We start from the raw sequence: 25,260 nt of genomic DNA on the forward strand, positions 1-25,260 counted from the left end.
GAAAGTCATCAAGTTCTTGCAGATCGGTGTGTTCAGCCATGATCCTCCTCATCAGCGTCAACGTTGACCGGAACTTTGCCAGTGAGCAAATCGTTCATTAAGCCAGCTTTTGCTTTGTGAAGCTTATTGAGGGTTGTCTTCTCCGTTTGTAGCTTAAGTTCAATGCCATCGATTCTTATTACTATCCTTCGTTGCTCTTCAAGATCGTGGGGACACGATATCAGAATCTTTTGTAAATTTGTAGGATTAATGTTGACCTGCTGAACGCCGGGTGTTGCATAGCGCCTCAAAGCATTTTGGGATGATACTTGACTCATCCAATATGAGAAGAAATGTGGAAGAATCATGTCATCATGCAAATTTATGCGAACTAAGTAAGAAGCAAAAGAACATTCGGAAAGTTCGCCTCGCCAAATGGCTGTTTTCCCTACATGCTCTATTGAATTTGTGCGGTTATAAAGTACATCTCCATTTTTAATCTTTAGATTGTCAGCATCTAGGTTACTTGTGTATTTGATGTCAGAAACATCAAATGAATTTTCCTGAATATTATTCATTCTCAGAACAGGTATTCCTACCTCTTCATCACTTAAACTTGTTGAGATTCCATATTGTGCCGATTTAACATATTGTTTAATTGGCATACAATTCCAATCCTTGGGAATCCAACCGATCGCGCTCTCCTGATACAACTCTGGTGCTTCTTCACGGGGCGATCGCAGCTTACCATCTGCACCAATGCCACGGGTAAACAGGTCGTGCATCAGCCCTGACTTAATCTGCTGATATTTCTCGATCAGGGCTTCTGTGTGGGCGATCGCGCGATCGATTGTTTGAAGAGTGGCGGCAATAGATTGCTGCTGATTAATTGGAGGTAGCTGTAAAGGAATGCTAGCTAGATGCTCAGCAGAGATGTGTATTACAGAGCTACCCTGACCTAACCTCGCTTTGTTCTTGTTGGCATAATCACTATTGACGGCATAGCCTGCAAAGTAAGGATCAAGGCTTGAGCTTGGACGGAAAATGAGTGTATCGCCTCCTGCATAAGCCTTCTCTTGACCACAATAGGCTGCTGCCTTGCCTATTTCTTCAAATGTTTCTCCAGACCCAGCAAAGATAACATCACCAGTTTGGAGTGGTGTGTATGAAGATGCTCTATCAGGTTCGATGGCAGAACAAAAGTTTTTGACTATGCAATCATGATGCGTGTAAATATCACCATAGCGAATACAAGGAAGACCGTTATCACTTTCATCAGAACGAGTCCCACCTTGTCCTCGGAAAAATCTACCGAGAGATCCTAAAGAAACTGTTTTCCAATTATCTGGCAAAGTCACATTACTCATACCCCAACTCCACCAAAAACGCATGTAACTCCCGTGCCGCCTCATCCCGCTGCGCCTCGATCTCCTTCGCCGTCACCGCATACTTCTCCCAAAGGTTCTCAATTGCCCGTACACAAGCCCGCTGATCTGCCCGTAAATAGCGTTCATAGGTTTCCATCAGCCATTTCCGTAGCCGCTCAATAATCACCGTCCGCGCCTCATCCGTTGAGATTTTTTCTCGCGCACTTTGCACCAATTCATCGCGGCTACTCTCCGTCGCCTTGATGCTGGCCCGCAGCGTTTTGACTTCCTCCTCCAAAACCCTATGGTGTTCCAAACTTGCGGCAATGCTTGCGGCCCGGTGGTAAGCCTGCTGCCCCTGCGCGATCGCCTCCTTTAACGGAATAGCATACTCACTGATCTGCCCCACCTCCATCGCCAACCCCAAAATGCGATTTCCATTGGCAAATTGCGCCTCTTTCTGAGACAAACCTGCCGTACAGTAAAAACCTTTCTTTGCGCCAGAGGGTAACAGTCCCACCGCCTTGATTTCGGTGAAAATATTACCCGCTAAAGCCTTCACCTGCTTGAGTTGCGCCTTCCATGCCGCAGTCTGGAGCCTCAGCTCCTCCTTCTGGCTTTTCACCTCGTCACTGGGCAAAACCCCCGTATCGTCCGTATCCTCAAAATCCTCCTCATCCGCCGCCGCAAACAGCGATCGCAACTCCGCCAGTCGCGTCTGGGCCTGCTCCAGCTCCGCCAACACCTCCGGGAACTGGCTCTGCAAAAGATCCTCATCCGGAATCAGTTCCGGCCCCCAACCGCTGGCCGCGATCGATTTAAAGTCTGCCTTCAGCACGTCCACATAGTTGGCAAACGCCCCCCGCACCTGGAACGCCGTCAGCAACTGCTGATCCACCAACGCCGCCTCAATGCTCCCCAGCAGACCGCTGCGCAGGGTGTAGACATTCCGGGGCCGCGCCTCCTGATTCGCCGCATCGGGTGCCAGCGCCTCCACGATCGGCAGGTTCGCCTGCCACCACTCCGCCAGGGTTTGCATAAACTGCTGGTGACGGGTCGTGACGCTCTGATGCGTCGCCACAAAATCGGCAATATCGCGCTTACTCGTTAGCACTGGGGCAAAGTCCAGATAAGTCTCATCGCGGGGCACAAAGGCATCCTCACGCAGTTGCCCATAGTTTTGCCAAAAGTGCGCCAGGCTATCGACCTCCACCTTCGGCACGCCCCCATGCAGATGCGCCCGCACATCGTGGGGTTCCGGCGGCGGGGCATTGTCCACATAGCGGCGAATGTTGCAGTTGTACTCCTCACCGACAATCTCCGACCGGGGCACCATCCGCGCATAGGCTGGAATGTCTGCCTTCGTGCGATAAGCGTAGACAATTTTGTCGATGTCTTCAGGCCTCAAAAAGTTTTGCGCCTTGCCCTCCCGGTACTCGCGATCGGCATTGATAAACAGCACCTCGTCACGCTCCTGCGCTCCCACCTTGTTCATCACCAACAGGCAGGCCGGAATGCCCGTGCCATAAAACAAGTTACTGGGCAGGCCAATAACCGCCTCTAGATAGCCGTGGTCGATGAAGTACTTGCGGGCCTCCCGCTCCTCGCCGCCGCGAAACAGCACCCCATGGGGCATCACCGTCGCCATGCGGCCATCATGCTTCAGCACCGCCAGCATGTGCTGCACAAACATTAGGTCAGCCTTCTTGCCCTTTGCCGGCATCATCACCGGAAACCGACCATCAAATTTCAAGCCTTTCTTGATGTAGTTCTGGCTAAACGGCGGATTAGCAAGGACGCGATCGAACCGTTTCAACTCGTTGTTCTCATCCAAATGCTGGGGTTCACGAATCGTGTCCTCCTGCCGAATATCCGCATGGGAAATGCCGTGCAGCAGCATATTCATCTTGCAAATCGACCAGGTGGTTCCCATCTTTTCCTGACCAAACAGCGCCAGCTCATCGGCACTGCCTCCCTTTTCCCGCAGGTAGTCCCGCATCTGAATCAGCATACCGCCCGACCCTACCGTAGGGTCATAGACCCGCATCCCCTCTTTGGGGTCACAAATTTCCACACAAATTCGCACCACTTCAGCCGGTGTGTAAAATTCGCCTGCCTTTTTCCCCGCCGAGTCCGCAAAATACTTGATCAGGTACTCATAGGCCGCCCCCAGCAGATCTGGAAACTCAAAGTCGCTATCTTTCAGGGGGATCTTCTCAAAATTCAGCAAAAAATCAGACAGCGTGTCGTCATCTAATGTTCGTTGCCCAATCTTGCGGTTGAAGTTAATCCCTTTGAGCACATCCTCCAGAACATCGACGTTGGCTTCTTCAATGGCCTCCAGAGCTTTATTGAGCGTCGTACCAACGTTTTCCTTGACGTGCTTCAACGCTGGATGGTGAATGATCTTGGTCGTCCCGTCGTCTTCAGTGACGGTTTCTTCCCAAGGTTCATTCCACCGAGCACTACAGGGAATGTAAAAGTATTTTCCAGAATAATTATCGTGATCCGCTAACGCTTCTTCAATATCTGCGATCGCCATGCCCTGGGACGCGAACTCTGCACGCAACTCAGCCCGTCGCTGATCAAAGAGGTCACTCGCCCGCTTTAAGAACAACATGCCAAAGATGTACTCTTTGAACTCGCTGGCATCCATGCTGCCGCGTAGATCATCGCAGGCCGTCAACAGCAGATTGTATAAGCGGGAAAGCGTTAGTTTCATTGATTAAGCAAAATTGATTTGATTCTAAGGCAAAAGTTGTTACAGTCTGCTTCCGAAACTATGCAGCATACAAGAACACTAGATTGACCTAGATAGAGAGACGCGATGTTCCTGAAGTCCTTATATAGCGAAGGTTTTTACTCTCTGCGATAAGGTTTATTAATTTAATTAGGGCTAATTTTATTTGATAATTTTGAATAAATTTGCTCTAACCAGACAGGAATGACAGGTTGACCGGCATCGAGAGACGCGATCGCACCTTCACGATCGAACTCCACTAATTCTAATTTTCCTCTCATTTCCTCCCACTTCAACATAAACCGCCTTGCAATGGGCGGTTCAACAAACCGAGGTTCAATTGCCCGTAGCTTCATCAAGCTCTCATGCGCCACCTCAAACGTCAATCCCAGCGAGAGCCAATAGGCCATCACCGACAACTCCACCAGATTTGCCTGGGAGTAGTAGATACTGCGTCCTGTCCCCGTCGCATTAATCGTCGGAATGACCACCTCCTTCTCCCGCCAATACTGCAACTGGCGCAACGTACAGCCTGTAATGTCCGCAGCCTCGCGACTGCTAAAAAATGGTTGTTCCATGGGTTCAATTTTAGAAGAACCCGCTATAATACATACATGTTTGTATTAAACACATACGTTGGTTGTCATGAGCCAGATTACAATCCAGTGTCGCCTCGTTGCCAGTGAAGCTACTCGCCAAGTCCTGTGGACACTTATGGCAGAGCGCAACACACCTCTCATCAACGAACTGCTGGCACAAATGGCACAGCATCCTGACCTAGAGGAGTGGCGACAAAAGGGAAAACCTACCCCTGGCGTAGTCAAGAAGCTCTGTGACCCCCTGCGACAAGACCCCCGCTTCATGGGTCAACCTGGGCGTTTTTATTCAAGCGCGATCGCGCTCGTTGAATACATCTACAAATCTTGGCTCAAACTCCAGCAACGGCTACAACGCAAACTCGAAGGGCAACAACGTTGGCTCGGAATGCTCAAGAGTGACCCAGAACTTTGTGAAGAAAACCACTGTACCCTCGATACTCTCCGCGACAAGGCAGCCGAAATCTTAGCGTCTCTTGAATCCCCTCAGCCGAAGCAGGGTAAGGTAAAGACGAAAAAAGCAAAAGCTCAATCAAGTCCTCGTCAGAGCCTCTTTGAAATGCACGATGGTGCTGAAGATGGGTTTGTGAAAAGCGCGATCGCCTACCTCCTCAAAAACGGTGGCAAACTTCCCACCCACGAAGAAGACCCCAAGAAATTTGCCAAACGCAGACGCAAAGCAGAAGTCAAGGTTGAGCGACTGATCCATCAAATCACCGCCAGCCTCCCCAAAGGGCGAGACTTAACCGGAGAACGATGGCTCGAAACTCTTCTTACCGCCTCCTATACCGCCCCAAAGGATGCACAACAAACGAAGGTATGGCAAAGCATCCTCTTGACCAAAACCAAGGCAGTTCCCTACCCCATCAACTACGAAACCAACGAAGATCTCACTTGGAGTAAAAACGAAAAAGGTCGTCTCTGTGTCCGTTTCAACGGCTTGAGTGAACATACCTTCCAAATTTACTGTGATCAACGCCAGCTCAAATGGTTCCAACGCTTCTATGAAGACCAAGAAGTTAAACGCACCAGCAAGAATCAACACTCCACTAGCCTCTTTACTCTACGCTCAGGACGCATTGTTTGGCAGGAAAGCGATCGCAACGATAAACCCTGGACAGCCAATCACATCACCCTCTGCTGTACTCTCGACACACGCCTCTGGTCAGCCGAAGGAACAGAGGAAGTTCGCACCGAAAAAGCAATAGACATCGCCAAAACCTTAACTAACATGAACGAAAAAGGCGATCTCAATGACAAACAACAAGCCTTCATCAAACGAAAAACTGCTACTCTCGACCGCATCAATAACCCCTACCCTCGTCCTAGCAAGCCCCTCTATCACGGTCAATCGCATATTCTAGTTGGGGTTGCTCTCGGACTCGACAAGCCTGCAACCGTCGCTGTCGTAGATGGTACAACGGGCAAAGCAATCACCTACCGCAATCTCAAGCAACTTTTGGGTGAAAACTACAAACTCGTCAACCGTCAACGTCAACAGAAACAAGCCCAATCTCACCAACGCCACAAAGCCCAAAAACGCTCTGGTACTGATCAGTTTGGTGATTCTGAGTTAGGACAACATATTGACCGCCTGTTAGCAAAAGCCATTGTGGCCTTCGCTCACAGTCAAAGTGCAGGAAGTATCGTCGTTCCCAAGCTCGAAGATATACGGGAAATTGTCCAAAGCGAAATCCAAGCCAGAGCTGAGGAAAAAGTGCCAGGCTACATCGAAGGACAAAAGCAATACGCCAAACGGTATCGTGTGCAAGTCCATCAGTGGAGCTACGGTAGATTGATCGACAGCATCAAGTCGAAAGCAACCCAGCAACAAGTCGTGATTGAAGAGGGGAAACAACCTGTACGGGGCAGTCCAGAAGCGCAAGCGACGGAGCTAGCCATATCAACCTATCATCTTCGCGCAAGTTCTTAAGAAAGAAATCCGCCACTTTCCGTACCTTGACAATAGAATAGAGATAATCGCGCCGTAGGTCATGTTCTTTCAGAACCGCTGAACTACGAAAAATATGGGCTAGTTTGCTTGTTTGACAGCAAGTGTGCTTTCTGGCCCTGGTAGCTGTCCGCCCTGATGCTGATTTCTGCACACCTTAATAGCAGAAATGATTAACTTGAGAAATGAAACGCTTGTGCCTTCATTTTACGAGGTCGGTGCGCTCCCAGCAATAAGAGTGTGGGTTTACCACAGTGATGGCTACCGAATCACCCCCGACCAAGGGGGAATCCACCCCAATCTTCTCATTTCTGGCGTATACGAAGCGGGGTCAAAATCCCCAAGAGGTTCGCCAAAATGGGAAACCCCTTTCTCAATCTGCTTTCTAGGCTTTTGATCTGGTCTTTCAGGGCAGTTAACCCAAAGCCAACAGCGACGTTTCCGGCAGATCTGCCAAAACTGAGGTGGGAAAGCAGTCTGGATAAGGCTTCACCAGGGAGCGGTTTCAATGACCATCCCACGTTGGGATGGATTGAAAGAGGCACTCCTTTTCCGGGAACACTCCCTTCCTGAGTTTCAATGACCATCCCACGTTGGGATGGATTGAAAGATTTCCATACTGATACCCTCTCTCCACCGAAATATCGTTTCAATGACCATCCCACGTTGGGATGGATTGAAAGAGACAGCATCTTGCGTGTTCACGATATCTTCTGGAGAGTTTCAATGACCATCCCACGTTGGGATGGATTGAAAGAGGTTTGCCTCGGAGATGTTTGCCCTAGTGAGATTGGTTGCTGAAACCATCCCAAGGTGGGATTAGGTTGAAAGAGTAATACAAGAATTGGGTGGATTGAAAGCAAGTCCCACCGTCCCCTACTTTAGTGCAATGCAAGATTACACAACAAACTTGCTCTGAATGTATGGAAGGTTCGTAAAAGTGGTGACAAATAATTTGTCAAGATGACATCAATTTGACAACGATGACAAATAATTAGTCAATCGACATGTGGGCAACACCGTCAGAACAACTCAGAAAACTCTGAAACGATGGGGGTGGTGGGACTTGAACCCACACGTCTTTTTACGGACAACGGATTTTAAGTCCGCAGCGTCTACCATTCCGCCACACCCCCAAGAGCAGTGACAGGGTTCTAGTTTAGCAGCAAATGGCGGCCACTGCATGGAACAGAACCCTCAGAAAATCTAATCAATCTGCCTCTTGCGCTCCGATGGGTTGAATTGTTTATGATGGGAGGGCGTTTGCTACTGCGTTGGTGACTGCCAATATCGTTTATTTGATCTATGCTTGCACTACTTGGGAGTCTATGCGCTCGCGTTGCAGTAAACCGGGCTTGTACCCGGAAACTTAAAAGACGCTGAGCTTCGACACCCACCTGGAATTTTCCAGGTCAAAAGCTGAGGTAAAACGGCGCAGCGGTGAATGACTTGATGTGAGAAGTCCCTGTAATAGGGACTTTTTCACGTTCTGAGGGTAGATCGGAGTGGCATCAAGCATGAGGGTAAAGCTGAGGAGAGGGTGACATAATTAGACCTGTTGCGCAGACTTGATTATGTCCTCTGGTTTGGTGCCATGGAGTCAGTGGTCGGCTGTGTGGACTCATGACTTGAAGGTGGGGCGATCGCCTTGGTTTTCCGTCGCATCAATGCTCACGATGACGGAAAACATGGATTGCTATTTATGCGGTACAGATGCAGGGGGCTTAAGCCCCTTGTTCATGGGTTTAAATCTTCTGATGTGTATCTCATCTCAGCAGAAATCGCTATATAATTTCGATGTAAACAGCTCATATGAAGAGGATATTTTAATTATGGATAATCTCCTTGAGGTAATCTTTGAATCCACAGGAAGTAAGTCATCTCCACCTGTAGAAATTCAGACAGTGTACCTAGCCGCCGATGCGATTAGAAAAGAGGGAATCTTTGATGGCAACACTTGTAGTGTACCTGTTCTATTTAAGGCTAATCTCAATTCAGCACGGATGACTTTGATCTTAGCAGAACCGTTATCCTATACTCCCAAAGATGGTGATGTTCAAACGTATTGGGAGCCGGATGGGGGAGGTTCGCTACAGTATGAAGCAACTAATGTTCAGGCATCAGGGAATCAACTGTCTTTTGATTTGCCATTAGGTGAACTACCGACTCACAGTTTTGTTATTGCAGTTTTGATCTATATTGATCCAAATTCTAGTGATGATTTTGGTGTGAAGATTGAGGCAAACATTACCCGCTCCTGATGGACTGACAAAAGGGTGAATCCCAGTTATGCAATCCCTCACACAAGTCACCACTTCTGCCAGGCGTTGTTGCTGCACCCACTCAATTAGGGCTTCATTCTCTATGGAAATACGCACTACATACCGAGTCGTGGAGACTCACTGCCTTATCGTCTCGCCACTCACAGGCTCCTGGCTCTGGGGTTCTTAACCTCACCTTTCCCCATCCACCCTTAATCCATCTGCCGGCTTCTCCCTTTCGGGTGAGGGTATCTCGCTGCGTTGCACTAACTGGTGTTTATGGTAGGCGATCGCTCCCCTAAGTGTGAGGGTTGAGGGGTTAGGGGATGATGTGGGGGGAGGGGATGGCGGCCATGGTTCCTTGGTGGATGAGGCCTTGGTAGAGCATGACGGCGGTTTCGGCGCGGGTGGCATCTTGTTTGGGGGCGAGGGTTTGGGTGTGGGGGTCACGGACGATGAGGCGGGCGGCGGTGGCACTGGCGACGGCGGCGCGGGCGTAGGTGGGGATGTCGGCGGTGTCGGGGTAGCGATCGCACTCCGTTTCCTCCACCGTTGGCAACCGTAAGCCGCTGGCGAGGGAGACGATCACATGGATGCGGTGGAGGCGTTGGTCGGGGTGAAATGTGCCGTCGGGGAAGCCGGTGAGAAACCCGGCGCGATAGGCTTGCTGGATGGCGGCATGGCCCCAAAAGTCATCGGGGACATCGAGAAATTGGGTGACGGGGCGGATCGGGGTGGGGTTGAAGAGTTTGACGAGGAGGGCGGCGTATTGGGCGCGGTTGATCGGGGCATCGGGGCGAAAACTGCCGTCGCTGAAGCCGCTGATCAGTTCCAAGCTGGTGAGGCGACGGAGGAAGGGTTCGGCCCAATGGCCAGTGATGTCGATGAAGGTGGGGAGATAGGGGTCTGGATCAACGAGGTAGGAGGAGAAGAGGGGCGGGGCTTGGCCGATGGTGACGAGGGATTGATAGAGAAAGGCGGCGATTTCGGCGCGGTTGATTTCGCGCATCGGGTGGAGTTCGCGGGGGTCGGGATGGGTGGCGATCAGGCGTTTTTCGGTGGCGATCGCCACTGCTGCCGTGGCATAGCTGGGGATGAGGGCGCGATCGCGATAGGCCATTAAGCTATCTAAATTCGCCCCGGCTAATCCCAAACCATTCACCAACGACACGATCGCCTGCACCCGCGTCAAATTCTGTTGCGGTCGAAACGTGCCATCTTCATAGCCAGCGATAAAACCCATCTGGGCGGCTTTAGCGATCGCCTCTGCCCCCCAAAAACTCTCTTCCACATCCCGAAAACTGCGCCGCGTTCCCAACTGACGGGGCAGATCAAAGGATTTCGCAATCAAGGCGGCATATTCAGCGCGGGTTAATGCCCCATCGGGCCGAAACGTGCCATCGGGAAAGCCCCGCAACAGGTCTTTGCGGATTAAGGCTTCAATGAAGGGGGCGGCCCAATGGTCGGCAATATCCCGAAACAGGGACGGGCCTAAGCTGCCCTGTTGGACTTGGATCGGGGGTAAGTCGGCGGGGCCTTGGATGCGATCGCGCTCCACCTGATTACCGGATAACACCAAAGCTTGATCCGTGTCGTTCTGCACATCGGCCCGGCCATTGTTGCGGAAGATGTTGCGGGCGGGGTCTTGGGGATGTCCTAAATCCGGGCGGGCTAATTCCTTCACCATCAGCCCAACGGTGGTATTGTCTTCGATGCGATTGCGGCGCAACACCGGTTGCACCCGATGGGAAAGATACACCCCCACTTGATTTTTGGTGCAGGTGTTGTCTGCGACTAGGGGCGCACTGTCATCGCTGAGGGTGATGCCGTAGCCGGTGGCGTGGCAACGGTTGCGGGTTAGTTCGCCCTTGGCGTTGCGGCGGAGAAAAATTCCGGCCGAGCCGTTGTTGAGGATGTAGTTGTCTTGAATTTTCGGTTTGCTCGTGCCGGTGACGGCAACTCCGGCAAGACGGCAACGGGTGATGGTGGTGTTGGTGATGATTGGGGCGCTGGATTCGATCCAAATGCCGATGCCTTTGGGGTTGGGGTTGCTGACGGTGATGCCCCGGAGTTGCGCGGGGGGGGAGGGGCGATCGCTGAATAAAATCGTGATGTTTTGCTGGCGGAAGGTGGGGCTGTCGTAGAGGTTGCCGCCTTGGATTTCGATGTTTTCGCCGTGGTTGCGCTCTTGGCCGACGACGATCACCCCGGCGGGGATGGCGATGGGGAAGGATTCGCCGCTGGCGGGGCTGTAGAGACCGGGCAAGAGGGTGACAATATCATTGTGCTGGGTTTGCCGCAGGCTGTAGGTGAGGGTGCGAAAGGGATGGGTGCGATCGCCTTTGTTGCGATCGCTGCCGTGAACCGGATCAACATAAAACGTAGTCATGGGCATTCTTCAGCACAACATCACAAGACACAGTATCCCCTAGGATGTCGCCCCCATCGCAAATCAAACCTAAGAAAATACCGTTCAGGAACGGCCAAAGGGACAGGGTATTTTCGGGCTTTGACGCTCATCCAGCTAACACTGCTTGGATAACTGGAGATTCCCCATTCACAGACACGTAGGAGTGAAAAAATGGGGCGATCGCCTCGAAAATCCCTCCGATTCCTAGGATTAGACCGCTGCAACTCCAACCCTCGAACTAAATTTTCCAATGTAGCGTCCTAGACGCACAAATGACCCTAAAAATTGTTATCGTAACCGTCAGTCACTAAGATTAAGCTGTGCTGCTGCGTGCGCGTCCTGTTTACGAACTCTCAAGCTAAGATTATCAATGCTCAAGTTTCGTCCTCTCGTTGTTGTTAGTGCCGGGGCTGTTATTGCACTGGGCTATGGTTTACCGGCTTCGGCTCAAGCGGTCTTTCCGTTTCGGTCGTCAGCATCTGCTCCGAATCCCGATGCTGCCATAGTTCCGCCTGCCGTAGAGGTTGATACTGCTCCGGACTCGCCCTTGTCTTCGACCCCAGATGAACCGAATATAGACAAACTCGCGAAAGCACCGAGTCCGGTGTTACCGGATGACGAAAGGCGCGATCGCATCACGTCCCCCACCCCGGACATGACCCCACTGCCGTCACAGTTGGCCACAAGCTGGCAGGCTGATGATACCGCTTGGGGCGATTCTGTGGTGGTTCGCAAACAGAATAAGCCGGGCGATCTCGACGCGATCGCCCTCACGCCCCCCGCAGAACCAGAGTCATCAGTGCTCATCCCCCGCCGCGCCATGAGTGAGATCGGGATTGCGATCGCTGATCCCCTCCGAGCAGCGGATAATGGGGCGATCGCCCCAATCACGACACCAGACGCGATCGCCCCCACCCAAACCCCGGATGATCTCGCCCTGTCCACCGCTACCCCCATCGCCCAGAGCGATCCCACCATTGACCCTGCCGATGATCCGGCCGAAGCGGTTCCCCCCAGCGATACATTTGAGTTCCCCCCCCCAGAAGCTCCTTTCGACGAGGACGCTCCCTTCGGGACAACGGACGACATTCTTCTTGAGCCAGCCGAAGATCCGGCTGAAGCCCCGGCTGTGGCCCCCGAACCCGTGCAGACCCTCCCCGATCCGGGCGCATCCGCCCAATTGATCGGCCCTGACAATCTTCAGGCTGTCTCGACCCCTGACTACCTCAACCCCAGCCAAAACCCGCTCCTCTTTCCCACCGAAGCCGATGAAGTCACCATCGACATCACCCAGCCGATTACGCTTCAGGAAGCGATCGCCCTCGCCCGACGCAACAACACCGACCTCCAAACCGCCCGCCTCAACCTCGATCGCGCCTACACCACCCTCGAAGAAGCCAAAGCCGGACGCTTACCCACCGTTGACGGCAGCTTGAACCTCACCCGCACCAGTTCCGCATCCGGTGAACTGCAACGGGAAGCCGCCGGAGCCTTGAGCCAAGCCCTAGGCAATAACGACTCCACCAGCGACAGCCTCAACGCCGATGTAGAAGTCAACTACAACCTCTTCGACGGCGGCCGCACCACCGCCCTGATTCGCGAGGCCGAACACCGCATTCGCATCAACCAACTCGAAGTCGAGCGACTCACCGAACAGATCCACCTCGACACCACCAACGCCTACTATCAACTCCAAGAGCGCGATCAACGGGTTGGCATTGAAGAACAAGCCGTCGATCAAGCCCTGCAAACCCTCCGCGATGCTGAACTGTTGCAGCAAGCCGGATTAGGGACGCGCTTTGATGTAATTCGCGCCCAGGTGGATTTAGCCAATAGTCAGCAGGCGCTCACCCAAGCTAACGCCGAGCAAAAGATCGCCCAACGGCAACTCGTTCAGGTGCTGGCCCTGGGTCAGCAGGTCAACGTCACCATTGCCGACGAAATCGACACCGTTCAACCCTGGGAACTGTCCCTCGAAGAAACCATCGTTTTGGCCTATCGCAATCGGGCTGAACTCGAACAACAACTGATTCAACGGGAAATCAACGAAGCCCAGCGCACCGTTGCCCTCGCGGCCGTGCGTCCCCAGGTGAGTCTGTTTGCCAACTACAACCTCCTCGACCAACTCGACGACGACCAAGGCTTGGCCGATGGTTACAGCGTCGGGGCGCGGGTGCAATGGCGCTTTTTTGATGGGGGAGCCGCCCGCGCCCGCCGCCGAGGGGAAGAGATTGACATTGAACTGGCGGAAGTGGCGTTTGAAGAACAGCGCAATACAATCCGCCTGGAGGTGGAAACCGCCTACGAAAACTCAATTGCCAACCAACAAAATATCCAAACGGCAAGCGAAGCGGTGCAACTGGCCGAAGAAAGCTTACGCCTGGCCCGGCTTCGCTTCCAAGCTGGGGTAGGGACACAGACGGATGTGATCGATGCGCAAACGGAACTAACGCGGGCGCGGGGCAATTTGTTGACGGCGATCGTCACCTACAATCGCTCGATCGCCGCGTTGCAACGGGCGGTGAGCAATGTGCCGGATAACCGTTTGTTTGATCTGCCCTAGGGAAGATTGCAAAAAACTTTAAAAAAGTTAGCATTTCTTCATAAAATGAAAGCAACCCGGATCGCAACGGCCTGTTTGACTGACTGGATAGCCCTCACCCCCGACCCCTCTGCCAGAGGGCGAGGGGAGCCGATCCATTGTTCCAGTTCCCTCTCCCCTAGGATGAGGGCGAGGGTGAGGGCTTGCCGGGATCTGGCTAATTTTGTCAGTCAACCAGTGCTACGGCTGCGGTTCGGGGCATCACCGATGATTGATGCGCGTACATTATCACTGTCCGGAACAGGAGAACGAATGGCTGACATTACCTTTATCAACGAAAAACAAGATCTCAAGCAGGATGTAATTGCGGCAGATGGTGCCAATTTGCGCCAAAAGGCGTTGGAAAATCGAGTGGATCTCTATACGTTGCGGGGTAAATTGACCAACTGTGGCGGCGCGGGCCAATGCGGGACTTGTATTGTCGAGGTGCTATCGGGGATGAATAATCTGTCGGAACGCACGGAGACCGAACAGAAGAAACTGAAGAAAAAGCCGGACACCTATCGCCTGGCGTGCCAAACTTTGGTGAATGGGCCGGTGACGGTGCGGACGAAGCCGCAATGAGAGTTGATGCCGAGGAATGATATTCTAGGGGTGTCGATTTCCGCAAGGGCTAAGGTTATATGCAGGTAAACGATTTAGGGTTTGTAGCCACATTAATGTTTGTGCTCGTTCCGACCGTTTTCTTGCTGATTCTGTATATTCAGACGGCAAGTCAAAAGAGCAAGGGTTAAGTCCTGTTCTAGAACGGATTCAGTCGTTCGGGCAGAACTCGGTTGCTAGGGCAATGGCTGAGGGGGTATTGTTTACCCCAAGAGTTTGCCCGAATTGATGCTTATTTCACCATCAAGACAATCTCATTTATTAGATCATCCTGAGCCACTTGATCGCACTCCCTGATGGGGCAGTGCGATTATTCATTGGGGGCATCGCTGGGGGGCAGGCTGGGGGCGATGCGATCGCACCAAAACAGCGTCCCGGATGCGACACAGAGGGGAATCGTCAACAGGTTCACCAAGGGCACGCTAATCAGCAGACAGCAGAGCAGGCTAAAGCTGCCACTGGCGGGAAATGTTCGTAAGACGAGGCGGAGTTTGTGGCGAAAGCGGAAGCGGCGGCGTTCGGAGGGGCCATCGAGAAAGTCGAGGCAGGTAATCAATGCAGTGAGGCTGAACCAGCCGATGGTAATCACAACGCCGCCGAGGCCGGGAATCCAACTGAGGAGAAGCAGAGCGATCGCACAACTACTCCAAAGAACGATTTTTTTGACTTCAAACAGCAACGCCCGGCCAATGTCGCGCACGATGCCCACATCAATCACGGTGGCACTGCCGAGGCGCGATCGCTCAATTTCCTCGGAGAGTCGCCCATACCAGGGAGCGCCGATCAGCGTGCCAAATTGCAACAACAGAAAGCCGGTCAACAGCAGCAATGCCACGGTTAAGACCCCTTTCACTACTCCCGCCAAACCCACTAAGATCCAATCGATCACACCGAGCCAGGCCGGCAGGTTCGCCGTCCACAGATCCACCTGCTGATTGAGTTCCAGCGCCGCCCAATCTAGCCCAGACCAAGCGGGCAAGAGCAAACCGGCATAGAGGGCGATGCCCACCACAATATTGACAAACACGGGAATCGCAAAAAACTGTAACAGGCGGGGCGATCGCATCAACAATCGCAGGGCCCGTACTGGATAGGTCGTTCCCGCCACTAATCCCCGGATCATACCTGAGTTCCTCAACGCCTAACCCTGCCTATCTTAGGCGGTGTGGGACGTTTCAGTGAAGGGGGTTTTCCGATCCATTCCCTCGTTAAGCCCCACGGTCTCAAGGTGCAATGCTATAAAAAGATTGGCCGTAAATCTTGATCACTGTTGCATGCCTGACCCAAAGCTGCGCCGCTTGCTCAATAATCTGACCCAAAAACTGCACCATGACACCTTGCTCCAGACCACGATGGATGAGTTGCGGGCGAGTCTGGATTGCGATCGCATCGTGCTCTATTACTTTTACCAACAATGGCATGGACAGGTGACGTTTGAAGCATTGCGATCGCCGCAACTGTCCATCTTGGGGTCGGTGGGAGGGGATGATTGCTTTAATGACACCTATGCCCAGCAATATTTTGAGGGTCGCACGCGGGCCGTTGCGGATATTGAAGTTGAACCGCTGGCAGACTGTCACCGTGAGTTTTTGCGGGGGCTGCGGGTGCGGGCGAATTTGGTTGTACCCGTGTTGATTCCGGATGATCTGTGGGGGTTATTAATTGCCCATGATCAGGCCCCTCGTTCCTGGCAGACGGGGGAAATTGCCGCCATGCAGGCCAGTGCGCGCATCATTGCCAATACCGCCGCGATTCGTCAGACGCACCGATGATCTTCCGGGAGCGGTTGCACGCTTGGGCCTGCCATACGCCTGATGCGATCGCAATCCACGCAGCCCAAGGAACACGCCTCACGTTCCAGCAATGGGAGCAGCAGAGCGAGCAATGGGGTCAACGCTTCGCCCAGGCAGGGATCATGCCCGGCGATCGCGTCGTGCTCATGGTTCCCGTAGGTCTGCCGCTCTATCTAATCCTCGCGGCCCTGTGGCAGCGGGGGGCGGTGGTGGTGGCGATCAATCCAGCGGTGGGAGCAGCGGCGATCGCTGCCGCTTGCGAGGCACTGCAACCCCGCGCCTGGTTGGCCAGTGGCTTGGGGTTGATGGTGCTAGGGCTGAGATCGCCCACGTTGCGCCGCATTCCGATCAAAATTCCCGTGGGCGGTTGGGCGGGGCGACTCTGGCAGGGGTTGCGATCGCCCCGCCCGCCCGTCGTCAATCCCGCCCCCGATCCTGACGCGGTGGCCCTAATTTCCCTCACCAGTGGCAGCACCGGCCCGCCCAAACTGATCCACCGCACCCATCACCAACTCCGCGCCCAAGGGGAAGCCCTCGCCCCCATTCTCCACAGTCAACCGGGCGATCGCGAGTTGGCGATCCTGCCCCTCTTTGGTCTTGTCCATCTTGCCGCCGGGGGGACGCTGGTTTTGCCGCCTTTTCCGGTGCGATCGCTCGCTAAACTGTCCGGTCGTGCCCTGCTGCGAGTGATTCAGCAACAGCAGATCCACCGGTTGATCGCTTCCCCTACTATGTTCACGACCCTAATCAACGCCGCCCAGCGCGATCGCACCACTCTCCCCCACCTCCGTCAACTCTTCATCGGCGGTGCTCCGGTCTCGTTCCGTTGCCTTGATCATCTCCAGGCGATCGCCCCCCACGCCCAGATCACCCTCGTCTACGGCGCAACGGAGGCCGAACCCATCGCCACCCAACCCTACGCAGACATCACCGAGGGCGATTATCACCAAACCCACAGCGGCCACGGCCTCCTAGTCGGTCATCCCGTCCCCAGTCTCACCGTAGCGATCCTGAACCCCCACGCCCCCAACCCCAGCACCCCCGCCGCATTCACCGCCCACACCCTCCCCCCCGGCCAACCCGGCGAAATCCTCGTCACGGCTCCCCACCTCATCCCCCGGCCGGAGCCGCAACAGTTCAGCCTCGCGGGCCAGCGGTGGCATCGGACGGGGGATTTGGGGTATTGCGATCGCACTGGGCGGTTGTGGTTATTGGGGCGGCGGGTCGGGTTAATTGAGGATGAGCGGGGCCGGTTGTATCCTTGGGCGGTGGAGGCGGTGGTCAATGAACATCCGGCGGTGGTGCGATCGGCGGTGGTGGGATGGCAGGGGCAACGGTTGCTCTATGTGCAGTGCGATCGCGCCCATCGACGCGGCCCCCGGTGGCACAACCTCCGCGCTACCCTGGCCGAGCAATTAACCTGGGCGCAGTGCGATCGGATCATCCCCATCCCCCGCCTCCCCGTCGAACCCCGCCACCACGCCAAAATCGACTATCGCCGCCTCTATCAACATTTATCCCTGCCTATTTCAGAACAATGGCATAGTGATAGAGGGTAGCAATTGCGCCTGCTGCACCTCAATACAACCAGCCTTCAACCGTCATCAACCTTTTGCCATCAACCTTTTGCCATAAGCACCCTACACGACCTAGAACGCATCATTCAACAACTCTCGCCGGAAGACCTTGCTGCGTTTCGAGCTTGATTTGCTGAATTTGATGCCCAGGCTTGGGATCAGCAATTTGAAAACGATTCAGAATTATGTTTCTCTCACCCTAAACTCGGAAGACCCAATATGCACAGACGCTTCTTATCTTGCTTTTTGTGATAGCTTTTCCTTATTATCACCGTCTATCCAGAAGACCCACATAAATTACTAAATGAGGCAGAACTAGTGATTAAGTGGCATCGGAATATTAACAATAAAGGTAACTTAGTCAATGCAATTTAGATGCTGATCAGCTTACTAACTTTTTATTACGTACATTGTTCGTCTTAACCTGAATTTTGGCGTTTTCAAGGGGAGCAGGCGAATCTTGGTCGCTCACGCCGCTGCTGAATGAGAGGTGAGGGTTTTTAATAAAGCGTCAATGCCGGCCACGGGCACGATCGCACGTCCGAGGGTTTGCGCCACATCCGCCACGGTGAGGTCATCTAGAAAGCGGGTGTCGTCGTGTTTGAGCATCACCGAGGGGAGGAGAATTTGACCAGGGGTGGTGCGATCGCGCAGGCCGGTGATCAAGTCTTGGCCGGTGAGGAGTCCCGTCACGGTGATGTCTTGGCCCCAATAGTCGCTGCGGAGGGGGACGAGTTCCACGGTGAGATTCTCGACTTGGTTGAGGCGGGTAACGAGGGGCTGAAACGCATGTTCGACGGCGTTACCTACGACCCAGAGCCAGGTTTTTGGGGTGGGAATTTGGGACGGGAGGAGGCGATCGCAAGCCGTTTCAAACTCGTGAATAAACTGCCGAATCGAGCCGACCCCGTTGCCGATTTGGGGATAGTCCTCGTAATGGGATTCTGGGGGGAGGTCGGTTTGGGCAATGAGAAACCATTCATCGGCGAGCCAGGCGAAGGTGCTGCCGAGGGTCGCTTTAAATTCCGCTTGGAGGGCTTGGACTTGGGGGATTACCGTTTGGGCGTGGGCACGGCTGACGGGGGTGAGTTCGTCGGCATCGGGGCGAAAGCGGGTTAAGCCCACGGGGACGACGGCGGCAGAGAGAACGGCAGGAATTTCGCCGCTGTGGAACTGGGCCAGGTCGCGCAGGGTGCGTTCTAATTGTGCGCCGTCGTTGATGCCGGGACAGACGACGACTTGGGCGTGAATTTGGAGGCGGCGGGCTTGAAACCAGCGCAGTTGGTCGAGGATTTGACCGGCGCGATCGTTTTTCAGTAGGCGCGATCGCACTTCCGGGGCGGTGGCATGAACCGACACATAGAGCGGCGACAGGCGCATCTGTTCGATGCGCTCCCATTCTCGCGTAGTGAGATTGGTTAGGGTGAGGTAGCTACCGTAGAGAAAACTGAGGCGATAGTCATCGTCTTTGTAATAGAGGCTTTCCCGTTTGCCGGGGGGCTGTTGGTCGATGAAGCAAAAGGGGCAGCGATTATTACATTGAATCAACCCATCAAACAGCGCCGTTTCAAACTCTAGGCCCAGGTCATCATCGTAGTCTTTTTCGATTTCGATGGCGTGGCGTTTGCCCTGGGCATCGAGGACTTCGAGGGCAAGGACTTCATCGGCACAGAGGTATTGATAATCGATCAGGTCGCGGGGTTGAATGCCGTTAATCGAAGCGATCGCATCCCCCACCTCAAAGCCAATCTCCGCCCCAATCGAATCAGGCAGGACGCGACTAATTTTGGCCGGACGCAGGGACGGAACACTCATAACCACTCGCACAAAAAAGCATCTTCCATGATAACGCTCGACTCTCGCTCAGCGCAGACACCCAACAATGCAAGCAAGAGGAGGCAAGGTGATCCCGTCCTCGCTTCCCCTCACTGCAACCGATACCATCAGGGCGCGATCGCCGGAGCAATCAACTAAGAGATCAACGCATTCAGTAGCACATCCACTAAGGGCATTCCCTCTTCCACATCGGTGATTTTGACAGTATTCACAATGTCGAACTTCGCCCCCGCGTTTTCGAGTTGATCATCAAGGGCTGCTAAAAATTGAGTGGCGAGTTTGTCCCGCCCCACTTGGATCAAAGAAATACCCAGTTCTTCATCCCGGTCAATTTTGCGCGAGGCTTCAATGATTAACCGCATCACGGATTTGCGATCGTCCGGTTCACCGTCGGTGATCACGATAATGGTTTCACCATTGGGCTGGGTTTGGCCCGCTTCTTTCCGCTCAAAGTAATTCGTCAACGCATCGTAGAGGACAGTCGCAAGGTCAGTCTTGCCCATGGGGTCATGTTCGGCAAAGACTTGAGATACTTTATCGCTGGTGACGTTGTCGTAGCGTTTAAAGCGTCCGGAAAACAGGTAGACGGTAATGCCATCAGGATCAAGCTCCTCGCATTTCTGGGCCAGGGCCAGGGTCGATTCTTGGACGGCTTGCCAACGACTCTTCCCGCCCGGCTGATCCTGAGTGGACATGCTGCCACTTTTATCGATGATCAGGGTGTAATCCCGCTGTTCAACAATCGAGTTATTCGCCACGGTCGAATCAATCTCCTCGGATGGGTGTGCAAATCTTTAAGTGTCCTTAGCCTATCGAATCCTGTGGGCTAGGGGGTCAAAATTCTAGGTTTTGATCAGGATTTCGCCAAGTTTGACCGCTTAGGGAGCGAGGCGATCGCGCTGCCACGATCCATCCTCCTGCCGTTGATAGCGGAGGCGATCGTGGAGGCGACTAGGACGACCCTGCCAAAATTCGATCCGGTCGGGGATGACGCGAAAACCTCCCCAATGGGGCGGGCGGGGAATGGGGCGATCGCGGTACTCCGCTTCGAGTGCCTGTAAGCGGGTTTCGAGGTGGGTGCGATCGCGCACCACCTGACTCTGGGGCGAAGCCCAAGCCCCCAACCGCGACCCCACCGGCCGACTGTGGAAATACTCATCCGACTCCGCCCCACTGACCCGCTCCACTGCCCCCTCAATCCGCACCTGTCGCTCCAACGCCGCCCACCAAAACACCAACGCCGCCCACGGATTCGCCGCCAAATGCTCCCCCTTCTCGCTGGTGTAATTCGTATAAAACACAAAACTCGCCCCATCAAACCCTTTGAGGAGAACCATTCGCGCCGATGGTCGCCCCCCTGGGGTCACCGTCGTTAAGGTCATCGCGTTGGGTTCTGGTAACTCAGCCTCGATCGCCTGGGTAAACCAGGTTTGGAACAGAGCAAACGGATCATCCCCCGCTTCTGATTCCAATAGCCCCCCACGGGTATAGTTCAACCGCAGATCCGCCGCAGAATAATTCGTCATCATGGCTCCTTTCAATGCTTCAAAGCAACGTTATACCTAGTTTGACGCAAGGATCAGCACAGCGTCGCTGCCTCTGTAGTGCGAGCTTCTAGCTCGCTACCCTAACTCCGACGCACATTTGAGGCCCAAGGAAAAATAATTCCAAAAGAGTTAGAGGGTCAGTGAGCCAGAGGCTCACACTACCATCACATGAGCCTCTGTAATTAGAGAGTCAGTGAGCCAGAGGCTCACACTACCATCACATGAGCCTCTGTAATTAGAGGGTCAGTGAGCCAGAGGCTCACACTACCATCACATGAGCCTCTGTAATTAGAGAGTCAGTGAGCCAGAGGCTCACACTACCATCACATGAGCCTCTGTAATTAGAGAGTCAGTGAGCCAGAGGCTCACACTACCATCACATGAGCCTCTGTAGTGCGAGCTTCTAGCTCGCTGCGGTCTAACTCACTCTGTCTAACTCACTCTGTCTAGCTCGCTGCGGTCTAACTCACTCTGTCTAACTCACTCTGTCTAGTTCGCTGCGGTCTAACTCACTCTGTCTAACTCACTCTGTCTAGCTCGCTGTTGTCTAACTCGCTGCCCTAACTCGCTGCCCTAACTGCACTCAGTTCAGGCGTATCGTTCAGCGTTGATCTCAAGGGGGATCTCCGTGGGATTGAGGTGCGATCGCCCCCTGGCATTCCGGTCTAGAGCGAATAGGCCCGATAGGCCCGATAATCAATCTGCGGGAAAATATTATCGATCGCCTCCACCTTTTCCAGCCAGCCCGCATCCACCTGTTCCTTTTGCAGATCCTCATAGATCTTCGTGAAGCGCATCAAATGCGACTTCGTCCGCCGCTCCGCATAGGGAACCATCGTCCCCGTCCGCATAATAAACGCCCAATCCGACGACTGCGCCAACAACAATTCCCGCGCCGCCTGGTTTAACGCCCGCTCCTGCAACTCATCAGCCGGTTCGCGTCCCCCCAGTTCAATCATCCGCTCCGCCGCCTTGTGCAAATGGGGATAAATCCAGGCATTGGTTTGATTGAGCCAAAACTCATGGAAGCCTTGAAAGCCCCAACTGGATTGGGCCGGACGGCACACCTGTTGATGGGGTTCTTTTTGTAAATATTCCGATAGATGGGTCAGCGCATAGGTAGACTGATCAAACCAACTCTTCCGGAACAGATAATCCAAAAACCATGGCCCCTCATACCACCAATGGCCGAACAACTCCGCATCATAGGGCGACATGACGAGGGGCGATCGCTGCATAATCCCCTCCAGATGTTGAATCTGATTCACCCGGTTAAACATAAAATTCCCCGCGTGCTCCGCCGCCTTTTCCTTCGCCCAATAGGGGTCATACAAAGCCTTCTCACTCAGCCCCGCCCCCCGGTGCGTAATCTTGTGATACTTAATCCCCACATTTTTCCGCTGGCCATTGGGCATCACATAGGGCTTAATGTACTCATATTCCGCCTCCCAGCCAATATCTTTATAAAACTCCCGATACTCCGGATCACCCGGATAGCCCACCTCCGACGACCACACCTGCTGGGACGATTCCTGATCCCGGCCAAACACCGCCACCCCCGTCTCCGTAAAAATCGGCGCGTAGGTGCCAAACCGTGGCCGCGGCCGCGCATAGATCACCCCATGGCCATCGGTGAGAAAATAGCGCAGCCCCGCATCCGCCAATAACCGCTCCACCCCGTTATAGTAGGCACATTCGGGCAACCACATCCCATTGGGCGGCCGGCCAAAGGTCGCCTCATAGTGATCGCACGCCACCTTAATCTGGGCCCACACCGCTTGGGGGTACATTTTCATCAACGGGAAATACCCATGGGTCGCCCCACAGGTAATGATGTCTAAATTGCCACTGTCGAGAAACCCCTTAAACGCCGCCACGAGATCCCCTTGGTAAGCGTCCCAGGTACGCCGCACCGTAGCAAATTCTTCAACGTAATGCTCTGCGAGATAGCGGAGGTGACCATTGTGGCGGTTGCGATCTACTTCTTTTTCCGCGAGTTCTTGCAGTAGTTCGAGGTGATTGATGTAGCGATCTTGGAGCAGAGGATCTTGTAACATCGACACCAGCGGCGGTGTCAGGCTCATGGTCATTTTGAAGTCCACCCCATCCCGCTTCAGCCCAGAGAACATATTGAGCAACGGAATATAGGTTTCGGTAATGGCTTCAAAGAGCCATTCCTCTTCAAGGACATAATCGCTCTCTGGATGGCGAACAAAGGGTAGATGGGCGTGGAGAACGAGGGCAAGATAGCCGAGAGCCATGGGCGTTTTAGGGAGGGTGGATCAGGAGAGTGGTGCGAAAAGACTAGGGATGCAACCCCTGTGCGGGGGGTGAAGGCGGAGGGGGTTGCCGTCTTATCCCAGCCTTGACGCTGCCTATCAAATTCTAGGATGAAACGGAGACTCACACCAAAACTCCTCGATTCAGGCCGATGAATGGTGACCAAAACCCCTGGGTTACCAGCCTCGCCCTTCGAGGACAACGCTCGACAGCATATCGAAGCCGTCGAGGTTGGGCAAACCCAAGACGCTAAACGGACAGGGAAAGAGAGTCAGGCCTCGGTTAGGGCGGTTTTCGATAGACTGTCTACTCATCAGGCAGTTAGCCTTAGGGCTAGCTAGACGGGGAATCCCCATGCCTTTAGGCTGGGGATGATGTCAAGATGGAGATTTAAGATAAACTTAATCAATCAAGCTTGACAATTTCAATACATTCACTGCTATTTATCAATCCACAACATTGTTGCTGTGCGATCCTCCAATTTTGAACCCACACATCATTCTGCTGTATCAACAGGAGCAACGAAGCAATTGCAGCTACTCCTGTTTGTGGATGAACGAATATCGACCCAAAACCACGCTCAACAGATTCAGTCCTATCTAGAGGAGTTGAAGCAGCGGGATTCTTTTGATTTAGAAATCCTCGAAATTAGTGAAAATCCGGACTTGGCGGAGCATTTTCGGCTGGTGGCCACACCGTCGCTGGTGAAGATTTACCCGTCACCGCGTCAGGTACTGGCGGGGGGTGATGTGGTGGCGCAGTTACAGCATCGGTGGCATCAGTGGCAGCAGGATCTCGATGAGCAGAATCATGCGGAGGGGCTGGCAGATCGGAAGTCTGAGGACGATCGCTACTCGGTGGCGCAGATTCGGGCGGCGGAGGAACTGTTTCGGCTGAAGCGAGAAAATAATGAACTCCGGGAACAATTGCAGTTTAAGGATCAAGTGCTGGGAATGCTGGCCCATGATCTGCGGAGTCCGTTAACGGCGGCGTTGATCGCGGTGGAAACCCTGGAGATTACCCATAACCAAGAGTCAACGGAGCAGGTGACCAAGCTCCAAAAGCAGCTTTATCAGCATGCGCGCACGCAGTTCCGGGTGATGAACCGGATGATTAATGATATTTTGCAGGCGGCTCAGGGTAAAAACAGTGGGCTTCAGATTCAGTTGCATAATCTGCCGTTGCAGCCGCTGTGTGAGGAGGTTTTAGATGAGATGCAGGGAAGTTTGGAGGAGAAGTCGTTAACGTTGGTGCGGGATATTCCGAAGGATGTGCCGCCGGTCTATGCGGATGGGGAGTTAATTCGTCAGGTGCTGATGAATTTGCTGGATAATGCGATTAAGTATACGCCGCCCCAGGGTACGATTACGGTGTCGATTTTGCACCGGACGGCGCAGAAGGTGCAGGTGAGTGTGGCGGATACGGGGCTGGGGATTCCGGTGGAGAAGCGCGATCGCATTTTTGACGGCCATTTTCGTCTCAAGCGGGATGAAGCCCAGGAGGGGTTTGGGATTGGCCTATCGCTCTGTCGGAAGGTGATTCAGGCTCACTACGGCCAAATTTGGGTGGATAGTGTGCCGCCGGAGGGGAGTTGTTTTCAGTTCACGTTGCCGGTCTATCGCTAGGGGATTGCGAATCGCCCTTGGTGCAGCGTTGGACGGGGCGCGATCGGGCAGATGGGGGGGCAACCAATGGGAGTTTGACACAATAGCTTCATC

At 53.7% G+C, this 25,260-nt stretch carries 18 protein-coding genes, 1 tRNA gene and 1 other RNA gene; 9 read left to right on the top strand and 11 right to left on the bottom strand.

Translation table 11 applies throughout. From position 1 onward, the window contains the following. Nucleotides 1-32: 32 nt before the first annotated feature. The 3 genes from SPI6313_RS04245 to SPI6313_RS04255 form a co-directional block, all read right to left on the bottom strand. Complete coding sequence (locus SPI6313_RS04245; protein WP_072619875.1) at nucleotides 33-1,346, bottom strand: restriction endonuclease subunit S; 1,314 nt, start codon at nucleotides 1,344-1,346, stop codon at nucleotides 33-35. Further along, nucleotides 1,339-4,068, bottom strand: coding sequence for a type I restriction-modification system subunit M (locus SPI6313_RS04250; protein WP_072619876.1), 2,730 nt, complete (start codon nucleotides 4,066-4,068; stop codon nucleotides 1,339-1,341). Before SPI6313_RS04250 ends, SPI6313_RS04245 begins: the two co-directional genes overlap by 8 nt. Nucleotides 4,069-4,232: 164 nt before the next feature. Beyond that, nucleotides 4,233-4,664, bottom strand: coding sequence for a MerR family transcriptional regulator (locus SPI6313_RS04255; RefSeq protein ID WP_072619877.1), 432 nt, complete (start codon nucleotides 4,662-4,664; stop codon nucleotides 4,233-4,235). 67 nt (nucleotides 4,665-4,731) lie between these two features. On the opposite strand from SPI6313_RS04255, the gene cas12k reads away from it, so the two are divergent. Then, nucleotides 4,732-6,615: a type V CRISPR-associated protein Cas12k gene (gene cas12k / locus SPI6313_RS04260; RefSeq protein ID WP_072619878.1), complete on the top strand. Its 1,884-nt coding sequence runs from the start codon at nucleotides 4,732-4,734 to the stop codon at nucleotides 6,613-6,615. Nucleotides 6,616-7,684: 1,069 nt separating this feature from the next. Here the strand turns inward: cas12k and SPI6313_RS04265 are convergent. Beyond that, nucleotides 7,685-7,769: transfer RNA gene (locus tag SPI6313_RS04265), tRNA-Leu, on the bottom strand. Between the two features lie 124 nt (nucleotides 7,770-7,893). Here SPI6313_RS04265 and ssrS point away from each other — a divergent pair. Together ssrS and SPI6313_RS04275 are read left to right on the top strand one after the other, a co-directional pair. Then, a non-coding RNA gene (ssrS, locus tag SPI6313_RS04270) (6S RNA) lies at nucleotides 7,894-8,081 on the top strand. 126 nt (nucleotides 8,082-8,207) lie between these two features. After that, on the top strand, nucleotides 8,208-8,894 hold the full coding sequence (locus SPI6313_RS04275; protein ID WP_139276514.1) for a hypothetical protein: 687 nt from the start codon (nucleotides 8,208-8,210) through the stop codon (nucleotides 8,892-8,894). A 319-nt stretch (nucleotides 8,895-9,213) separates the two neighbouring features. Here SPI6313_RS04275 and SPI6313_RS04280 read toward each other — a convergent pair whose 3' ends face one another. Beyond that, a complete protein-coding gene (locus SPI6313_RS04280; RefSeq protein ID WP_281248353.1) occupies nucleotides 9,214-11,283 on the bottom strand; it encodes an S-layer homology domain-containing protein in 2,070 nt (689 codons plus the stop codon). A gap of 391 nt (nucleotides 11,284-11,674) precedes the next feature. Between SPI6313_RS04280 and SPI6313_RS04285 the strand changes: the two genes are divergently transcribed. The 3 genes from SPI6313_RS04285 to psbM all read left to right on the top strand — a co-directional run bounded on the left by SPI6313_RS04285 (nucleotide 11,675) and on the right by psbM (nucleotide 14,640). Next, nucleotides 11,675-13,867: a TolC family protein gene (locus SPI6313_RS04285; RefSeq protein ID WP_084668889.1), complete on the top strand. Its 2,193-nt coding sequence runs from the start codon at nucleotides 11,675-11,677 to the stop codon at nucleotides 13,865-13,867. Between the two features lie 291 nt (nucleotides 13,868-14,158). Continuing rightward, nucleotides 14,159-14,470: a 2Fe-2S iron-sulfur cluster-binding protein gene (locus tag SPI6313_RS04290; RefSeq protein ID WP_072619882.1), complete on the top strand. Its 312-nt coding sequence runs from the start codon at nucleotides 14,159-14,161 to the stop codon at nucleotides 14,468-14,470. Nucleotides 14,471-14,529: 59 nt separating this feature from the next. Further along, nucleotides 14,530-14,640, top strand: coding sequence for a photosystem II reaction center protein PsbM (gene psbM / locus SPI6313_RS04295; protein WP_072619883.1), 111 nt, complete (start codon nucleotides 14,530-14,532; stop codon nucleotides 14,638-14,640). Between the two features lie 179 nt (nucleotides 14,641-14,819). On the opposite strand, the gene SPI6313_RS04300 is transcribed toward psbM, so the two are convergent. After that, nucleotides 14,820-15,632 (bottom strand): EI24 domain-containing protein, encoded by an 813-nt coding sequence (locus SPI6313_RS04300; RefSeq protein WP_072619884.1) that lies wholly within the window; start codon nucleotides 15,630-15,632, stop codon nucleotides 14,820-14,822. Between the two features lie 151 nt (nucleotides 15,633-15,783). Here SPI6313_RS04300 and SPI6313_RS04305 point away from each other — a divergent pair, with 151 nt between their 5' ends. Together SPI6313_RS04305 and SPI6313_RS04310 are read left to right on the top strand one after the other, a co-directional pair. Further along, nucleotides 15,784-16,281 carry a GAF domain-containing protein gene (locus SPI6313_RS04305; protein ID WP_072619885.1) on the top strand — a complete coding sequence of 166 codons (498 nt, stop codon included), beginning with the start codon at nucleotides 15,784-15,786 and terminating at the stop codon, nucleotides 16,279-16,281. Continuing rightward, complete coding sequence (locus SPI6313_RS04310; RefSeq protein ID WP_072619886.1) at nucleotides 16,278-17,861, top strand: AMP-binding protein; 1,584 nt, start codon at nucleotides 16,278-16,280, stop codon at nucleotides 17,859-17,861. Before SPI6313_RS04305 ends, SPI6313_RS04310 begins: the two co-directional genes overlap by 4 nt. Nucleotides 17,862-18,347: 486 nt before the next feature. On the opposite strand, the gene SPI6313_RS04315 is transcribed toward SPI6313_RS04310, so the two are convergent. The 5 genes from SPI6313_RS04315 to SPI6313_RS23320 form a co-directional block, all read right to left on the bottom strand. Then, nucleotides 18,348-19,694: a TIGR03279 family radical SAM protein gene (locus SPI6313_RS04315; protein WP_072619887.1), complete on the bottom strand. Its 1,347-nt coding sequence runs from the start codon at nucleotides 19,692-19,694 to the stop codon at nucleotides 18,348-18,350. A 155-nt stretch (nucleotides 19,695-19,849) separates the two neighbouring features. Next, the gene (locus tag SPI6313_RS04320) at nucleotides 19,850-20,458 is read right to left on the bottom strand and encodes a VWA domain-containing protein (RefSeq protein WP_072622995.1); all 609 of its coding nucleotides are present in this window, start codon (nucleotides 20,456-20,458) and stop codon (nucleotides 19,850-19,852) included. 135 nt (nucleotides 20,459-20,593) lie between these two features. Beyond that, the gene (gene pdxH, locus SPI6313_RS04325; protein ID WP_072619888.1) at nucleotides 20,594-21,241 is read right to left on the bottom strand and encodes a pyridoxamine 5'-phosphate oxidase; all 648 of its coding nucleotides are present in this window, start codon (nucleotides 21,239-21,241) and stop codon (nucleotides 20,594-20,596) included. Nucleotides 21,242-21,927: 686 nt separating this feature from the next. Continuing rightward, nucleotides 21,928-23,523, bottom strand: a complete 1,596-nt coding sequence (locus SPI6313_RS04330; protein ID WP_072619889.1) for a glycoside hydrolase family 57 protein — start codon at nucleotides 23,521-23,523, stop codon at nucleotides 21,928-21,930. A gap of 195 nt (nucleotides 23,524-23,718) precedes the next feature. Beyond that, nucleotides 23,719-23,856: a hypothetical protein gene (locus tag SPI6313_RS23320; RefSeq protein WP_175551064.1), complete on the bottom strand. Its 138-nt coding sequence runs from the start codon at nucleotides 23,854-23,856 to the stop codon at nucleotides 23,719-23,721. 153 nt (nucleotides 23,857-24,009) lie between these two features. Here SPI6313_RS23320 and SPI6313_RS04340 point away from each other — a divergent pair, with 153 nt between their 5' ends. Next, complete coding sequence (locus SPI6313_RS04340; protein ID WP_072619891.1) at nucleotides 24,010-25,167, top strand: histidine kinase; 1,158 nt, start codon at nucleotides 24,010-24,012, stop codon at nucleotides 25,165-25,167. The last annotated feature ends 93 nt before the right edge of the window (nucleotides 25,168-25,260 follow it).

The organism is Spirulina major PCC 6313, assembly GCF_001890765.1.
Classification (GTDB): Bacteria; Cyanobacteriota; Cyanobacteriia; order Cyanobacteriales; family Spirulinaceae; genus Spirulina; species Spirulina major.

Excerpts from the sequence above, each read along its gene's own strand:
- SPI6313_RS04245 (WP_072619875.1), bottom strand. The coding sequence starts at position 1,346 with ATGAGTAATGTGACTTTGCCAGATAATTGGAAAACAGTTTCTTTAGGA.
- SPI6313_RS04250 (WP_072619876.1), bottom strand. The coding sequence starts at position 4,068 with ATGAAACTAACGCTTTCCCGCTTATACAATCTGCTGTTGACGGCCTGC.
- SPI6313_RS04255 (WP_072619877.1), bottom strand. The coding sequence starts at position 4,664 with ATGGAACAACCATTTTTTAGCAGTCGCGAGGCTGCGGACATTACAGGC.
- cas12k (WP_072619878.1), top strand. The coding sequence starts at position 4,732 with ATGAGCCAGATTACAATCCAGTGTCGCCTCGTTGCCAGTGAAGCTACT.
- SPI6313_RS04275 (WP_139276514.1), top strand. The coding sequence starts at position 8,208 with ATGTCCTCTGGTTTGGTGCCATGGAGTCAGTGGTCGGCTGTGTGGACT.
- SPI6313_RS04280 (WP_281248353.1), bottom strand. The coding sequence starts at position 11,283 with ATGACTACGTTTTATGTTGATCCGGTTCACGGCAGCGATCGCAACAAA.
- SPI6313_RS04285 (WP_084668889.1), top strand. The coding sequence starts at position 11,675 with ATGCTCAAGTTTCGTCCTCTCGTTGTTGTTAGTGCCGGGGCTGTTATT.
- SPI6313_RS04290 (WP_072619882.1), top strand. The coding sequence starts at position 14,159 with ATGGCTGACATTACCTTTATCAACGAAAAACAAGATCTCAAGCAGGAT.
- psbM (WP_072619883.1), top strand. The coding sequence starts at position 14,530 with ATGCAGGTAAACGATTTAGGGTTTGTAGCCACATTAATGTTTGTGCTC.
- SPI6313_RS04300 (WP_072619884.1), bottom strand. The coding sequence starts at position 15,632 with ATGATCCGGGGATTAGTGGCGGGAACGACCTATCCAGTACGGGCCCTG.
- SPI6313_RS04305 (WP_072619885.1), top strand. The coding sequence starts at position 15,784 with ATGCCTGACCCAAAGCTGCGCCGCTTGCTCAATAATCTGACCCAAAAA.
- SPI6313_RS04310 (WP_072619886.1), top strand. The coding sequence starts at position 16,278 with ATGATCTTCCGGGAGCGGTTGCACGCTTGGGCCTGCCATACGCCTGAT.
- SPI6313_RS04315 (WP_072619887.1), bottom strand. The coding sequence starts at position 19,694 with ATGAGTGTTCCGTCCCTGCGTCCGGCCAAAATTAGTCGCGTCCTGCCT.
- pdxH (WP_072619888.1), bottom strand. The coding sequence starts at position 21,241 with ATGACGAATTATTCTGCGGCGGATCTGCGGTTGAACTATACCCGTGGG.
- SPI6313_RS04330 (WP_072619889.1), bottom strand. The coding sequence starts at position 23,523 with ATGGCTCTCGGCTATCTTGCCCTCGTTCTCCACGCCCATCTACCCTTT.
- SPI6313_RS23320 (WP_175551064.1), bottom strand. The coding sequence starts at position 23,856 with ATGAGTAGACAGTCTATCGAAAACCGCCCTAACCGAGGCCTGACTCTC.